Here is a 15458-nt window from a genome sequence, read left to right as displayed (position 1 = left end):
TTGCACTCCTTCGAACAGATGGATCGTTTCGATCGGGGAAGCGGGTTGCCGCTTGTTGTCGAGGGAAACCATCACGCAAAATCGAATTGCGCGCAATGTATTTTGTCATGCGCTATTGAATTGCGCGCAATGCATCGTCGGAATGGCGTCGGGGCACGCGCTTCGCAAGGCGGCGCGGATCAGGAAACGCGCCGGTAGGTCCAGATGAAGCTGCCGTTGTGGCCGCACCAGTAGCCGTTGGCGGCGCGGTTGGGCTCCAGATCGGGGATGGCGATCCCGCCGCCCTCCTCCGCGACCAGGATCAGGCCGCCGCCCTCCGCGTCGGGGGTGCCGACCGTCAGCCGTCCCTGGTCGTCCAGCCGCCCGATGCCGGAAAAGTTGCACACCCAGCGCCCCGCCGTGGGCTCGGCGCCGCTGACGCTGACGGCGACCGTCCCGTTGCGCAGGGCGAGGGCGGCGATGCCGATGAACCCCTCATGGTCGAAGCGGCCAACGTAGCGCCCGACGGGCGGCGGCGGTGTGGCGGGATCGCTGCGGAAGGACAGGATCGCCATGCGCCCGTCATAGGCGCGGCGCAGGCAGGTCGCGTCGGCGCCGCAGGAGTCGCGCTCGCGCAGCCACGCCCGCTGGTCGGCCTTCACGGCGGCCCCGGCGGCGCCCTCCTCCGGGCTGGCGCCCGACAGGCGCTCCAGGGCGGCGCGGTAGGTCGCGGCCAGCCGCTCATCCAGAGCGGAGAGCGCCGGATCGGCGCAGATCGCCTTTTCCGTCGGGGTGGTGGCCTTGGAGCAGGGAAAACCCGCCGCCGCTGCGGCGGTCGGCAGCGCCAGGAGGCCAAGGGCGAGCAGCGCTGGGCGGAGCATGCGGATTCCCCTTCGGCGGATTCCCCTTCCTTCGAGGGGCGTCGTCGACTCTGCCGCGGCGGCGGAGTGCGGTCAACCCGTCCTCGGCGATCATCCGGTCCGGTGTGTTCCTCTCCGGCCGGGAAGGCAGGAAATCCGCGCTTCGCAGCGCTGCGGAAGTTTCCATCATCACAGCGCTGCGACCAAGTCTTTTAACAGCGCTGCGAAGACTTGCATTCTTGAGTGATGATGCTCCCTTTTATTCTTGGTTGTGCGCTGCATCATAGTAATGGAAGCCATGCGTTATCGGCGCGTCGTCTTTCGGGGTGGTGGTGTCAATATATCCAGGCAGGCAGCACCGCCCCTCCGCCGGAATCGCGCAGGCCCCTTCCACGGCCAGCCGTCGACTCCGGCGCCCGAGCGGCACAGCCAGAGACATTCCCATCGAACCGCGGCCTTCAAGGCCGCCATGAGGACAGCCATGAACGCCGACAACTTCGCGAACCCTCTGTCGTCCACGGAACTGCGCAACATCCGCCGTCAGGCGGAAGCCCTGCGGGCCGCTTATCTGCGCAGCCTGTTCCACCGTCTGGCCGCGGCCTTCAGCCGCCCGAGCGTTGCGACCAACGGCGCTGCGACCAACGGTGGTCTGACCGCCGCCCGCTGAGGCGCACCCGATACCACAAGTCACCTGCACGCGGCCGGACGGTCCGGCCGCGACTTTTTCGCCCGCATATGACCAATTTTAGCAAGATTCGTTAAGATTTTGCTGGCTATCATTTTCTAATGATACCCAAAATGGCGGTCTGGGTCGGGCGCAAAAATGCAGGTTGTAATCGTCGATGACGATCCCTCCACGCTGTTCATCACCAGCGCGGTCATCCGGCGGATCGACGACGCGGAGCCCATCGGCATGGGCAGTCCGCTGGAGGCTCTGGACTGGTTGGCCGTCAACACGCCCGACCTGATCCTGATCGACCATGTCATGCCGGACCTCGACGGCATGGACGTGCTGGAGCGCATCCGCGCCCAGCGGCATCTCGCCGACGTTCCGGTGGTGATGATCACCGCCGACACGTCGGTGAAGCTGCGGGTGGCCGCCCTCGAAAGCGGCTGCACCGATTTCCTGACCAAACCCATCATCGTGCCGGAGCTGCTCGCCCGTGCGCAGAACCTTCTGCGCCTGCGGCTCGGCCAGCGGATGATGTGCGATCAGGCCGCCGTTCTGCGCAGCCGGGTGGAGGAGGCGACCGCCCAGCTCCGCCAGCAGGCGCAGGAGCTGGTGGCCCGCCTCGCCCGTGCCACGGAGTATCGTGACCCGGAAACCGGCCTGCACATCGAACGGATGGCAAGCTACTCGCGTGTCATCGCCGAAGGTTTCGGGATGGACCCCGACGACTGCGCCCGGCTGGCCGAGGCCGCGCCGATGCACGACATCGGCAAGATCGGCATCCCCGACGCCATCCTGCTGAAGCCCGGCCGGCTGACCGCAAGCGAGATGCGGGTGATGCGCGAGCATCCGGCGATCGGCCACGCCATGCTGCAGGGAGGCGAGCACCCCCTCATCTGCGAGGCCGCGGAGATCGCGCTGGGCCATCATGAGAAGTACGACGGCACCGGCTACCCCAAGGGCCTACGGGGGGAGGAAATCCCGCTGGCCTGCCGCATCGTCGCCATCGCCGACGTCTTCGACGCGCTGACCACCGCCCGCCCCTACAAGAATCCCTGGCCGCTCGACACCGCGAAGGCCTACATCCTCGAGCACAGCGGCAGCCATTTCGACCCGGCCTGCGTCGACGCCTTCCTGCGCGTCTGGACGTCCATCCTGGCCATTCACGACGCCCATCCCGACCCGGATTTCACCGGGACGGACGGCGCCGCGTTCCGCTAGACGGGAGGGCGCGATGCCGGACACCCCCGCTTCCCTTCCCCTGCCCGAACACGGCCACCGGGCCTACGCGTTCCGGTCCAGGGCGCTGGTTTCCGGGGTGTGGATGGCCACAATCCTGCTGACCGCGGCGGCCTGGACCGCGGCCTTCTACCTGACGGAGCGCGATCGGCGCGACGCGCTGCAGCGGGCCGAGCGCGACACCGGCAACCTGGCCCACATCATCGCGGAACAGACCACGCGGGCCATCGCCGGGACCGACCGCATCCTGTCCTTCATCGGCTATGATCTGTACCGGCTGGGCAGCCAGAGCCCGCTGCTGCGCGACGTGATGCGGAACGCGACGCTGGATTCGGACCTTCTGCTCCAGCTCGCCTACGCGGACGGAAAGGGCGACCTGATCCAGAGCAGCGTGGACAACGCCCCGGCCCGGGTGAATCTGGCCGACCGCGAGCATTTCCGCGTGCACAAGGAAGGAACGGTCCAGGGACTGTTCATCAGCCGCCCCGTCTTCGGGCGGGTGTCGGGCAAATGGTCGATCCAGCTCAGCCGCAAGGCCGACGCTCCGGACGGCGGGTTCGGCGGGATGATCGTCGCCTCGCTCGACCCTTTCTATTTCGGGCGCACCTTCGACAATCTGGATGTCGGCCATGACGGCGTCATCTCGATCATCGGCCGCGACGGCGTCCTGCGCGCGCGCAGCGTCATGGACGACCGCATCATCGGACTGGACCTCGGCATGTCGCCGATCCTGCGGCAGGCGCAGGAGAAAACACAAGGCTTCCTGCGCTCGGTCAGTCCCGTCGACGGGGTGGCCCGCCTGACCAGCTTCCGAAGCCTTCAGAATTACCCGCTGATCGTCAGCGCGGGCTTCGGCGAGGCGGAGTTCATGGCCGAAACCTGGGCGCGGCAGCGGGCCTACACCGTCGGGGCGGGCCTGACCAGCGCCCTGCTGTTCGTCCTGGCCTCGCTGGTGACGCTGCAAAGCCGTGCCCAGGAGCGCGCCCATGCCACGCTGGACGAGGCGGCGCGCCATCTGCGCGCCAGCAAGACGAAGCTGCGCGACATCGCGGAAACGGCGTCCGACTGGTTCTGGGAAATGGACGCCAACCTGTGCTTCGCCGGCGTGTCCGGAGCCTATGCCGGATCGATCCGCGACCCGGAGCTGTACAGGGGCCGGCGCTGCGAGGACATTGCCCTGCGCGAAGCCAGCGACGGTGCTCATTGGGAGGAGCAGCGCCGCGTCCTGGAGGACCGGCAACCCTTCCGCGATTTCGAATTCGCGGTCCACGGACCGGACGGCGACACCCGGATCTGGTCGCTCAGCGGCAAGCCGGTCTTCGACGATCAGGGCGCCTTCGTCGGCTACCGCGGCTCCGGCTCCGACGTGACGGAGCGGCGGCGGGCGGAACGGTCGCTGACCGACAGCGAGCGGCGCTACCGCGCCATGTTCGCCGCGGTCGGCCAGCCCATCGTCGTTACCGACCAGAACGCCGTGATCACCGGCTTCAACCCGGCGGCGGAGGCCCTCTTCGGCTACCATGAGGCGGAGATGATCGGGCGGAACGTCACGGCCCTGATGCCGGACGGGCACGCCGCCAACCATGACCGCCTGTTCCGGGACTACCAGTCAAGCGGCCGCGGCAGCCCGAGCGGCATGATCCGCGAGGTGCCGGTCCAGCGCGCCGACGGTGCTCTGGTGCCCACCGAGATCGCCCTGTCGAGCTGGCGGGCCGGCGGGCGGGAGCATTTCATCGGCGTCTTCCACGACCTGTCCAAGGCCAAGCAGATCGAGGCCGACCTGCGCCGCGCCCGCGACAGCGCCGAACACGCCAACCGGATGAAGAGCGAGTTCCTGGCGACCATCAGCCACGAGATCCGCACGCCGATGAACGGCGTGCTGGGCACGCTGACGCTGCTGGACGGCGAGGGGCTGGATGCGGAGGAGCGGCGTCTGGCCGGCGTCGCCCGCCGCTCGGCGGAAAGCCTGCTGCGGCTGCTCGACGACATCCTCGATTTCTCCAAGCTGGAAGCCGGGCGGATCGCCATTGAGGAGGAGGCCTGCACGCCCGCCGACCTTGCGGAGGCGGTGATGGCGGTGTTCCAGCCCTCGGCCGCGGACAAGGGGCTGTCCCTGTCCTGTCGCATGCTGCCCACCGTGCCCGAGGCGGTGGTCACCGACCCGGCCCGCCTTCGGCAGATCCTGTTCAATCTCGTCGGCAACGCGGTGAAGTTCACCGGCACCGGCCATGTGGCCGTGCGCGCCCGCCGCGGCGCCGACCTGCCGGAGGGGCGTTTCCTTCTGGAGTTCGAGGTGGAGGACAGCGGCATCGGCATCGCCGCGGAGTCCATCCCGTCGCTGTTCGACCGCTTCACCCAGGCCGACAGCTCGATCACCCGCCGCTATGGCGGCACCGGTCTGGGGCTGGCGATCTGCAAGGAGCTGTGCGGGCTGCTCGGCGGAACGATTTCCGTCACCAGCGCGCCGGGCAAGGGAAGCCTGTTCCAGTTCTCGGCCGCCTGCGCGCCGGGCGATCCGGCGGCGTTGCGCCATGCCGCGGAGGCGCCGCCGGCCGTCCCCCTGCCCCCCTTGCGGGTCCTGGCGGTGGACGACAACGCGGTGAACCGGGACATCGTGCGCGGGTTGCTGGTGCGCGGCGGGCACAGCGTGGTCACCGCCGTCGATGGGGACGAGGCGGTGCGGACCGTGGAGCGGTCGGAGGAGCCCTTCGACGTGGTCCTGATGGACATCCAGATGCCGGGGATGGACGGGCTGACCGCCACCCACCTGATCCGCGCCCTGCCGGCGCCGCGCAACGGGGTTCCGGTGATCGCGCTGACCGCGCACGCCTCGGGCAGTTCGCTTCCGGAATGCATGGCGGTGGGCATGAACGGGTTCGTTCCCAAGCCCTTGCGTCCGGCGGCGCTCGACGCGGCGATCCGCGCGGTCGTCGGCAGCCCCGCTTCCAAGGCGGTGCCCACGGTGTTTGCCGAGGCGGCTCCGGAAAGCGTTCCGGTGGCCGACCTGCTGGACCGCGAACAGATGGACAGCGTGGCCGAGGCGCTCGGTCCGGAATGCTGGTCCGAGGCCGTGGAAGGCTTCTCCCGCACCGCGTGGGAGCAGGTGGCGCGGATCAGCGCCGCCCTGGCCAGCGGCGAGGAGCACCGCCGCGCCGCCCACACGCTGAAGGGACTGTCCTGGAACGTGGGGGCAAAGCGGCTGGGCGACCTCGTGCTGGCGCTGGAAAAGGCGCCGCCCGACGAGGCCCTGGCCCTGGCGGGATGCCTGGAGGGCGTGTTGAAGGACAGCGTCGAGGCTCTGTCCGAACCTTTGTAGGGGGCGGACAGAGCCTCGGGCTGGGTCAGGAGGCCGGCATCTCGCCGGTCACCCAATAGTCCACGCGCTGCTTGTTGTTGGCGATGTAATTGTCGATCGCCTTGTCGTAGGAGGTGGCGTCGGCCTCCAGCATGATCTTCTCCAGATCCTCCAGCGGCAGATACATCCGGGTCAGGAACTCGGCGACCTTGGGGTGCTCCTGGTAGAAGTTCTTGCGGGCCATGACGTGGACGCGCTCCAGCCCGCCCAGCGAGCCCTTCGGGTCCTCCAGGTAGCGCAGCTTCCACTTGGCGAACATCCAGTGCGGGCTCCAGGCGGTGACGGCGATCCAGTCCTCGCGCCGGTCGGCGCGGCCGAGCGCGGCGGTCATCGCCGCGCCGCTGGCCGACACCAGCTCGTAGCCGTCGAGGCCGTAGTCCTTCAGCGCCTTCTCGGACGCCTGCATCAGGCCCGAACCGGGGTCGATGCCCTGGATCTTGCCCTTCAGCTTCTCGCGGATTTCCGGCTTGGCGAGGTCGGCGATGGTCTTCACCTGATCCTCCGGCACATAGTCCGGCACGGCCCAGCCCAGGCGGGCGCGGGTGTAGAGCATGCCCAGCGGCACGATGTCCTTGCCCACCTTGTCCAGGTAGGAGGCGTGGGTGGTCGGCAGCCAGGACATCATCATGAAGTCGAGGTCGCCCTTGGCGAGCCCCTGATACTGCAGGCCGATGTCGGCAAGCACCAGCTCGACCGGCTGATCCAGCCGTTCCTGGATGAGGCGTTGGGCGAGCTTGGTCACCGCCTCGGCGTCGGACCAAGCGGTCCAGCCGATGCGGACCGGCTTCTTGTCCTCGGCGGCAATGCTGGCGGAGGACAGGGCGGTGCTGCCGATCACGGCGGCGACGCCGAGGGCCATCATCTTCAGAAACGTGCGTCTCATGCAAAAAATCCTTTGTTTTGTATGGTTTTGGGGATGGCGGTTCATCCCGCTTCGGTGACTCCGTGCGTGGGAGACAGGTGCGCGTCGTCCTTCGGCTGCGCCGCGCGGCGGCGGCTCAGCAGGGAGCGCAAGGCGGACCGGGGGGAGCGTCCCCCCGCGTCCGGGGTTCCGAAACTCTGGGTGATGCGGTCGAGCAGGATCGCCAGGATCACTACGGCCAGCCCGCCCTCGACGCCGAGGCCGATGTCCAGCCGCTGGATGCCGCGCAGCACCTCGTTGCCGACGCCGCCCGCGCCGATCATCGAGGCGATGACGACCATCGACAGCGACAGCATGATGGTCTGGTTGATGCCCGCCATGATCGACGGCAGCGCGGTCGGCATCTGCACCTTGAACAGGAGCTGGCGCGGCGTGCAGCCGAAGGCGAGGCCGGCCTCGACCAGCTCGTGCGGGACCTGCCGGATGCCCAGGCTGGTCAGGCGGACGACCGGCGGCATGGCGAAGATGATCGTCGCGATGATGCCCGGCACGCGGCCCAGCCCGAACAGCATGGCCGCCGGGATCAGGTAGACGAAGGCCGGCATGGTCTGCATCAGGTCGAGCGCGGGGCGCACCACCGTTTCCACCCGGTCGTTGCGCGCGGCGACGATGCCCAGCGGAACGCCGATGGTCAGGGCGATGGCGGTCGCCGTCAGCACCAGGGCCAGCGTGTCCACCGTCTGGTGCCACATGCCCAGCCCGGCGACGACCAGCAGCGAGGCCGCGGCGAACAGCGCGAAGCGCCAGCCGTTCCGCCACAGCCCGATCACCACCACGATGGCGGCCAGCGCCACGCCGGGCAGCGCGGTCAGGGCGGCCTGGACGCCGTCGGCGACCGCGCCGACCACGAGGTCGATGCCGTCGAACAGCCATTGCGCGTGGTCCAGCAGGAACATCACGGCGGCGTCGGCCCAATCGCCGATGGGAAGCTTGAATTCCATGGTCAGCGCGTCCGTCCAAGGGTTTCCAGATAGGCGGTCTTGGAGATCGCCCCGACATAGGCGCCCTGCCCATCCACCACCGGCAGCGGGCACGGGGCCGACGCGATGCGCGGCAGCACCTCGTCCATCGGCAGGTCGACGGGCAACGGCTCGATGCCCGGAAGCAGCGCCTCGTCCAGCGTGGCGGAGCCGTTGTGCCGCTCGATGGCGGTGACCAGCGTTTCCACCGACACCACGCCGTGGAAGCGGCGGCGGCCATCCTGGACGTAACCGAACTCGCGGTCGCGCTCGCGCAGCTGGCGGACGGCGGCGCGCGGGCCTTCGCCGGTGTGGCGGATCAGAGTCACCTGATCGCGCCGGGCGATGTCGCCCGCCGTCAGGATCTTGGTGACGTCGATGTTGCGGAAGAAGGAGCGGACGTAGTCGTTGGCCGGCTGCTTGAGGATCTCGTCCGGGCGCCCGACCTGGATGATCTGGCCGCCTTCCATGATGGCCAGACGGTCGCCGATGCGGATCGCCTCGTCCAGATCGTGGCTGATGAAGACGATGGTGCGCTGCCGTTCGGCCTGAAGGCGCAGCAGCTCGTCCTGCATCTCCGTGCGGATCAACGGATCGAGGGCCGAGAAGGCCTCGTCCATCAGCAGGACGGACGGCTCGTTGGCGAGCGCGCGGGCCAGACCGACGCGCTGCTGCATGCCGCCCGACAGCTCCCGCGGGAAGCTTTCCGCGTAGGCGCCGAGGCCGACCGCGTCCAGCGCCTGCTGCGCCTTGTCGCGCCGCGCCTTCAGGCTTTCCCCGGCGATCTCCAGCCCGAAGGCGGCGTTCTCCCACACCCGCAGGTGCGGCAGCAGGGCGAAGGACTGGAACACCATGCCCAGGTCGCGCCGCCGCAGCTCGGTCAGCTCGGCGCGCGACAGCTTGGTGATGTCCCGCCCGTCGATCCGGATCTCGCCCGCGGTCGGGTCGATCAGCCGGTTGAGCATGCGGACCAGCGTCGATTTGCCGGAGCCCGACAGGCCCATGATGACGAAGATTTCACCGGCCTCGACCTCGAATGTGGCGTCGAGGACGCCGACGGTCTGGTCGGTGCGTTTGAAGATTTCTTCCTTGGAAAGACCCGCCTTCAGCAGGTCGAGCGCCTGACGTGGGTGGCGCCCGAAAATCCGGGTGACGCCGTTTACGGCAATTTTCGCGGTCATGCGCTGATGCCTCCGCTCTTGGCAAAATGCGTGTGGTTCCGGAGCCCGAACGGGACCGGTCCGTCTTGCAGCCTTCATTGGAAGCAGGGGGAAGCAGGGGCGTGCCGGGGTGGAGAGGCACGCAAGGCAAGGACTTTCGTCCGCACGCCAGCAATTTCGACAGCCGCGTCGCGACCGCCTCCCGCCAACCACAGGGAAAGTAAAGCTACATGAGAAAACGCAAAAACAGCGAAGACTCATGAAATTGAAGGCTATATGAACAAGAAAACAGATTTATCTATGCATGCATACCGATGTCACCTCTGAAACAGACTGGGGTTGTAGGGAAATGCGCACACGGAATGGCGCTCCTGAAGCGCGTTCAAGAGGACAATTCCTGGCCGCCACTGACAAGAGGCTAACAAACTTTAGGAGAGATTTGAAGCCTTTTTATGTCTCGGTTGGGTATGGCACCGGATCAATGTCGTTCAAGCGTGGATTTCAAGGCTTATTGTCCTAATGCCGCGCCGCGGTTCCTTCTATTTTCGCCGTTCTGGGATGCGCCCTGTGGCGACCGGTGTGTTGTGGCGGCGGACCGGTTGCGGCACCATGTCCTTGCATGTCTTCCGTTTCCGGTCAGCAAGGGGCCTTGATGAGCAACCCGTTCTTCGAAACCTGGACCACGCCCTTCGGCCTGCCGCCCTTCGACCGCATCCAGGCCGAGCATTTTCCGCCCGCCTTCGACCATGGCATGGCGGAAAACATCGCGGAGATCGCGGCGATCACCGGAAACTCCGACGCCCCGACCTTCGCCAACACCATCGAGGCGATGGAGCGCAGCGGGCGCTTCCTGAACCGGGTCGGCGGCGTGTTCTGGAACCTGAACTCCAGCAACACCACCGACGCGCTGGAGACCATCGCCCGCGACTACGCGCCGAAATTCGCCCAGCATTCCATGCGCATCGCGCTGGACCCGGCGCTGTTCGCCCGCGTCGCGGAACTCTACGAGCGGCGCGGCACGCTGGACCTCGCCCCCGACCAGTTGCGCCTTCTGGAGCGCCAGCATCTGGGATTCGTGCGCAGCGGCGCGCTGCTGCCGCCGGACGCCAAGGCGCGGATGACCGCGATCACCGAGCGGCTGGCGACCCTGCACACGCTGTTCGGTCAGAACGTGCTGCACGACGAGAAGGACTGGCAGCTCGTCCTGGAGGAGAGCGACCTCGCCGGCCTGCCGGACTTCGCGCGCAACGCCGCCGCCCAGGCCGCCAAGGAGCGCGGGCAGGAGGGCAAGTACGTCATCACGCTGGCCCGCTCCTCGGTGGAGCCGTTCCTGACCTTCTCGGCCCGCCGCGACCTGCGTCAGGTCGCCTACGAGGCCTGGATCCGCCGCGGCGAGCATGAGGGCGAGCACGACAACCGCCCGCTGATCCGGGAGATCGTCGCGCTGCGCACCGAGCAGGCGAAGCTGATGGGCTACGCCAGCTACGCCGACTTCAAGCTGGACGACAGCATGGCGAAGGACACCTCCGCCGTCGAATGGCTGCTGCTGCAGGTTTGGGGACCGGCCAAGGAGAAGGCGGCCGCCGAGCGCGCGGAGCTTCAGGACTGCGCCCGGGCGGAGGGCATGAACGAGCCGATCGCCCCCTGGGACTGGCGCTATTACGCGGAGAAGGTCCGGCAGGCCAAGTACGACATCGACGAGGCGGAGGTGAAGCCCTACTTCGTGCTGGAGAACATGGTGCGCGCGGCCTTCGACACCGCCGGGCGCCTGTTCGGGCTGACCTTCACCGAGCGGCCCGACCTGCCCGTCTACCACCCGGACGTCCGCGTCTACGAGGTGACGGAAAAGGACGGGCGTCATGTCGGCATTTTCCTGCACGACAATTTCGCCCGGTCGTCCAAGCGCTCCGGCGCCTGGATGAGCAGCTACCGCGACCAGGAGAATTTCGACGGGGCGGTGTCGCCGATCATCGTCAACAACAACAACTTCTCGAAGGGCGAGCCGACGCTCCTCAGCTTCGACGACGCCGAGACGCTGTTCCACGAGTTCGGCCATTTCCTGCACGGCTGTCTCAGCAACGTGCGCTACCCGAGCCAGTCCGGCACCTCGGTCCGCCGCGACTTCGTGGAACTGCCCTCGCAGATCTACGAGCACTGGCTGGCGGTTCCGGAAACGCTGTCCACCTACGCCCGCCATCACCAGACCGGGGAGCCGATCCCGCAGGATCTGCTGCGCCGCCTGCTCGCCGCCCGCAACTTCAATCAGGGCTTCGGCACGGTGGAATACACCGCGGCGGCGCTGCTCGATCTGGAGTTCCACACCCGAAGCGACGCCGCCGACACGGATGTCGCCGCCTTCGAGCGGTCGGTGCTAGACAAGATCGGCATGCCGGCGGAAATCGCCGTTCGCCACCGCCCGACCCATTTCCAGCATCTGTTCGCCGGCAGCGGCTACGCCGCGGGCTATTACGCCTATCTGTGGGCGGAGGTGCTCGACGCCGACGGGTTCGAGGCGTTCCTGGAAACCGGCAACCCCTTCGATCCCGACCTTGCGGCGAAGCTGAAGACGATCTATTCGTCGGGCGACACCCGCGACCCGATGGAGCTGTACACCGCCTTCCGCGGACGCGAGCCGCGCATCGAGGCGCTTCTCAAGCACCGGGGCCTGACCCAATCGCTCGGGGACGCCTGACTCGCCGCCCATCGGCGCCGCAGACACGCACACGAGGACAAGGGACAGGGGATGGGCCGGACGCCCTCCCCCGTCCCGCGAGGATTTTGATGGCTGTTTCTCTTCTCGACCCCGCCCGCTACCGCCGCATGCCCTGGAAGAACGGCGGCGGCACGACCACCGAAATCGCCCTCCAGGAGCTGCCCGGCGCCGCCGGCCGCTTCCTGTGGCGGATCAGCATCGCCGACGTGGCGGAGGCCGGCCCCTTCTCCGCCTTCACCGGTTACGAGCGGCTGATCGCCGTGGTCGAGGGGGCCGGCATGCGGCTGACCGTGGACGGCGTCCCGGCGACCGTCACCAACCGCGCCGCGCCATTCCGCTTCTCCGGCGACGCCGCGGTGGATTGCGCCCTGCTGGACGGGCCGATCCGCGACTTCAACCTGATCTTCGACCGCGAGCGGGCCGACGCCCGGCTCGACATCCTGCCGGCCGACACGGCGGCGGACATCCCGGCCGGTGGCATGGCGCTGGTCCACGCGCTGGACGGAGAGGTGATCCTGCGCACCGGCGACAGCGTGGCGCGGGTGTCGCCGGGCTGGACCGCCCGTCTGGACGACACCGCCGCGACGCTGGAGACCGGGCCGGGAGCCTGCGCCATCCTCGCCCGCGTCGCGGCGCGCGGGTAGAGGGCCCCGGCGTGAGGGCTTACGGCGCCTTCCGGCAGGTCATCTCCGGAGCGCCGTAGCCCCAGGTCACCCGCGCTTCGCCCTGATGCTCCCAAAAGCTCTCGTTGCGGCCCTGGTAGCGGGCGCCGGACGCCGCCGGCTGTCCGACCATCAACGACACCGCGTCGCCGCGCTCGGCGATCATCGTCGGTGGGTCGGTTTCGAAGAAGGTGGCGGTCAGTTCGTTGCCCGCTTGGCCGTCGCAGGCGAAGCGGACCGGGCCGATGGCGGGCACCAGCCGGTACTTGGCCTGAAGCTCGGCGATGCGCAGGCGGTATTGCTCGCCGACGCAGGCACGACGGTCGTCGGCCTTCCAGCAGTCGTTCCGGCCCTTGATCCAGCCGCGCTGCTCCGCCTTCAGTGTCGGGGGGTGTTCGTTCGCCGCCTTGGCCGTGGCTTCGCCATAAACGCCGGCCAGCTTGCGGTCGAGCGCCGACAGGCCGGCGTCGGTGCAGACCGTCTGCTCGATGCTGCCCGCCTCCACTTTGGCGCAGGAGAAGGAGGGGGCGGCAGCTTTGGCGGCCAGGGCGGCGCCTCCCCATGCGACCCGTCGCCACAAGAGCGATCCGCAGGGCGTTGCGATGCGCACGCATAGGGCTTCTCCCGTGCAATCTTCCGACTCGGTCAGAATGCCGCGTTCTACCTCCCGGCAAAAGCGCATCCCCCTCACCCTCCCCACGCCTACGGCGCGGGTCCCCTCCCTCTCCCCAGAGGGGCGAGGGTCAATTGGGCAGTTGCCGCTCAGCCGCGCGGCAGGTAGCCGAGCTGGTGCGAGATCGTGTCGGCCGTCTCCACCACCTTGGTCCGCAGATGGTCGAGCGTGGCGGGCTGGTCCATCACGGCGCTGGGGCCGGACAGGTTGATGGCGGCGATGACCTCGCCCCGGTGGTCGCGGATGGCCGCCGCGATGGCGACGATCCCCGACACGAAGGAGGAGCGGTTCATCGTCCAGCCGCGCTTGCGGTCCTCCGCCACCTCCTGGATCAGCGAGGTCAGCGTGACCGCCGTGGTGTCGCTGTAACGGTCCAGCCGCACGCCGGTGTAGAGCTGCGCGATGGCCTCGTCGCTGAGGCCGCTCAGCAGCATCCGCCCCATCGCGGTGGCGTGGGCCGGCAGGCGGTAGCCGACCGCGATGTTGCTCGACAGCGTCATGTGCGAGTGCGCGCGGTAGACGTAGACGATCTCCGTCCCGTCGCGCACCGCCATGTGGGCGGAGATCTGCGTGCTGTCGCGCAGCCCGTCGATGTAGGGGATCGCCACCTCGATCCCGTCCAGCCCCGACAGGTAATGGTAGCCGAGCTGCATCGACCGCGGCGCCAGGCGGTAGGACTTGCCGTCCCCCACCCGCCCGATGTAGCCGAGATGCTCCAGCGTGAAGACCAGCCGGTAGGCCGAGGCCCGCCCGATCCCCAGCGCCTTGGCGATGTCGGTCAGGGACAGGGTCCGGCGCTGCGGCGTGAACAGCTCCAGGATGGCCAGCCCGCGCTGCAGCGCCGGGGCGATGTAGGTGTTCGGATCCGTTTCGCTCATGTGTCCCGGCGCAACCCCTCGATGGCGCGCCGGTAGGCGGCCCGGATGGCGTCCTCCCGGACGTGGCGGCCTTCGCGCACCACGGTCCGCCCCGCCGCGACCACGTCGCGCACGGCGTGCCCGTCGCTGGCGAAGACATAGGCGTCCAGAAGGCTGTCGTCGGTCCGAGAAAGCAGTTTCGGGTTGTCGGCGTCAAGCACGACGAGGTCGGCGGGTTGGCCCACCTGAATCCCGCCGCCGGGCACCGGCTGCCCCAACGCCTGCGCACCGCCGGCCACCGCCGCCCGGTAGAGGCCGCCGCCGATGGACGGGCAATCCCCGATGCGCAGCACGTTGCGCCGCCTCTGCACCAGCCGCTGGCCGTATTCCAGCAGGCGCAGCTCCTCCGCCGCGGACACGCTGATGTGGCTGTCCGACCCGACGCCGAACCGCCCGCCCTGCGCCAGGAAGGGGATGGCGGGGAACAGCCCATCGCCCAGATTGGCCTCGGTCGTCAGGCAGAGGCCGGCCACGGCCCCGCTCGCCGCCATGCCGTCCACCTCCGCCAGGGTCACGTGCGTGGCGTGGACGAGGCACCAGCGCGGCCCCACCGGAGCGTTCTCCAGAAGCCACTCCACCGGGCGCTTGCCGCTCCAGGCGACGCAGTCGTCCACCTCCGCCGTCTGCTCGGCGATGTGGATGTGGATGGGCGCGCCGGGGTCGAGCGCGTCGAGGCCGGCCAGCGCGTCGCGCATCTCCTCCGGCGTCACCGCGCGCAGCGAATGCAGGGCGAGACCGGCGCGGCGGCCCGCCCGCTCCGCGCCCATGGCCTTCTGCATGGCGGAGACGATGGACAGCAGCCCGTCCACGTCGTTGATGAAGCGCTTCTGCCCGTCGGACGGCGGCTTGCCGCCGAAGCCGCTGTGGGCGTAGAGCACCGGTAGGTGGGTCAGGCCGATCCCGGCCGTGTCCGCGGCGGCCAGGATGCGGCGCGACATCTCCGCCCGGTCGGCGTAGGGGCGCCCGTCGGCACCGTGGTGGAGGTAGTGGAACTCCGCGACCGCCGTGTAGCCCTGCTTCGCCATCTCCATGTAGAGCAGCGCCGCGACGGCCTCCGCCGCCTCCGGCGTCATGCGGCGGACGAAGCCGTACATGGCGTCGCGCCACGTCCAGAAGCTGTCCTCCGACGCGCCGGCGTATTCGGTCAGCCCGGCCATGGCGCGCTGGAAGGCGTGGCTGTGCAGGTTGGGCATGCCGGGGATCACCGGTCCGGCGGCCTGCGGGAGGCCCTCCGCGGAGGCGTCCCGCTCCACCGCCGTCAGCGTGCCCCGCGCGCCGAAGCGCAGCGCTACGTTCGAGGCCCAGCCTTCGGGCAGCAGCGCCCGCTCGCAGAACAGTCCGCTCATGCC

The 15458-nt window shown here is 68.7% G+C and carries 12 protein-coding genes; 5 read left to right on the top strand and 7 right to left on the bottom strand.

Going from position 1 to position 15458, the window contains the following annotated elements; translation table 11 throughout:
- Positions 1-179: 179 nt before the first annotated feature.
- On the bottom strand, positions 180-860 hold the full coding sequence (locus tag ABAZ39_RS22790) for a lysozyme inhibitor LprI family protein (protein WP_040136048.1): 681 nt from the start codon (positions 858-860) through the stop codon (positions 180-182).
- A 460-nt stretch (positions 861-1320) separates the two neighbouring features.
- Between ABAZ39_RS22790 and ABAZ39_RS22785 the strand changes: the two genes are divergently transcribed.
- The 3 genes from ABAZ39_RS22785 to ABAZ39_RS33310 all read left to right on the top strand — a co-directional run bounded on the left by ABAZ39_RS22785 (position 1321) and on the right by ABAZ39_RS33310 (position 6064).
- Positions 1321-1506, top strand: a complete 186-nt coding sequence (locus ABAZ39_RS22785; protein ID WP_040136046.1) for an RSP_7527 family protein — start codon at positions 1321-1323, stop codon at positions 1504-1506.
- 156 nt (positions 1507-1662) lie between these two features.
- Positions 1663-2730 carry an HD domain-containing phosphohydrolase gene (locus tag ABAZ39_RS22780; RefSeq protein ID WP_040136043.1) on the top strand — a complete coding sequence of 356 codons (1068 nt, stop codon included), beginning with the start codon at positions 1663-1665 and terminating at the stop codon, positions 2728-2730.
- 13 nt (positions 2731-2743) lie between these two features.
- Positions 2744-6064, top strand: a complete 3321-nt coding sequence (locus ABAZ39_RS33310; RefSeq protein ID WP_063922710.1) for a PAS domain S-box protein — start codon at positions 2744-2746, stop codon at positions 6062-6064.
- Between the two features lie 25 nt (positions 6065-6089).
- On the opposite strand, the gene ABAZ39_RS22770 is transcribed toward ABAZ39_RS33310, so the two are convergent.
- The 3 genes from ABAZ39_RS22770 to proV are packed head-to-tail and all read right to left on the bottom strand — an operon-like array spanning position 6090 to position 9165.
- On the bottom strand, positions 6090-6986 hold the full coding sequence (locus ABAZ39_RS22770; protein WP_040136042.1) for a glycine betaine ABC transporter substrate-binding protein: 897 nt from the start codon (positions 6984-6986) through the stop codon (positions 6090-6092).
- Positions 6987-7027: 41 nt separating this feature from the next.
- The gene (locus tag ABAZ39_RS22765) at positions 7028-7966 is read right to left on the bottom strand and encodes an ABC transporter permease (protein ID WP_040136039.1); all 939 of its coding nucleotides are present in this window, start codon (positions 7964-7966) and stop codon (positions 7028-7030) included.
- A gap of 2 nt (positions 7967-7968) precedes the next feature.
- The gene (proV, locus tag ABAZ39_RS22760; protein WP_040136037.1) at positions 7969-9165 is read right to left on the bottom strand and encodes a glycine betaine/L-proline ABC transporter ATP-binding protein ProV; all 1197 of its coding nucleotides are present in this window, start codon (positions 9163-9165) and stop codon (positions 7969-7971) included.
- A gap of 631 nt (positions 9166-9796) precedes the next feature.
- Here proV and ABAZ39_RS22755 point away from each other — a divergent pair.
- Both ABAZ39_RS22755 and ABAZ39_RS22750 read left to right on the top strand, forming a co-directional pair.
- Entirely contained in the window at positions 9797-11836 is a 2040-nt protein-coding gene (locus tag ABAZ39_RS22755) for a M3 family metallopeptidase (protein WP_040136035.1), read from the top strand.
- An 89-nt stretch (positions 11837-11925) separates the two neighbouring features.
- On the top strand, positions 11926-12501 hold the full coding sequence (locus ABAZ39_RS22750) for a HutD/Ves family protein (RefSeq protein ID WP_040136033.1): 576 nt from the start codon (positions 11926-11928) through the stop codon (positions 12499-12501).
- A gap of 19 nt (positions 12502-12520) precedes the next feature.
- Here the strand turns inward: ABAZ39_RS22750 and ABAZ39_RS22745 are convergent, their stop codons facing one another.
- The 3 genes from ABAZ39_RS22745 to ABAZ39_RS22735 all read right to left on the bottom strand — a co-directional run bounded on the left by ABAZ39_RS22745 (position 12521) and on the right by ABAZ39_RS22735 (position 15455).
- Positions 12521-13123, bottom strand: a complete 603-nt coding sequence (locus ABAZ39_RS22745; RefSeq protein WP_051658575.1) for an MliC family protein — start codon at positions 13121-13123, stop codon at positions 12521-12523.
- A gap of 158 nt (positions 13124-13281) precedes the next feature.
- Positions 13282-14070: an IclR family transcriptional regulator gene (locus ABAZ39_RS22740; RefSeq protein WP_040136031.1), complete on the bottom strand. Its 789-nt coding sequence runs from the start codon at positions 14068-14070 to the stop codon at positions 13282-13284.
- Positions 14067-15455 carry a formimidoylglutamate deiminase gene (locus ABAZ39_RS22735; protein WP_040137098.1) on the bottom strand — a complete coding sequence of 463 codons (1389 nt, stop codon included), beginning with the start codon at positions 15453-15455 and terminating at the stop codon, positions 14067-14069. Before ABAZ39_RS22735 ends, ABAZ39_RS22740 begins: the two co-directional genes overlap by 4 nt.
- Positions 15456-15458 lie beyond the last annotated feature (3 nt).

Source organism: Azospirillum argentinense, from assembly GCF_000632475.1.
Taxonomy (GTDB): Bacteria; Pseudomonadota; Alphaproteobacteria; order Azospirillales; family Azospirillaceae; genus Azospirillum; species Azospirillum baldaniorum.
This window is presented reverse-complemented; position numbering and strand designations above follow the sequence as displayed.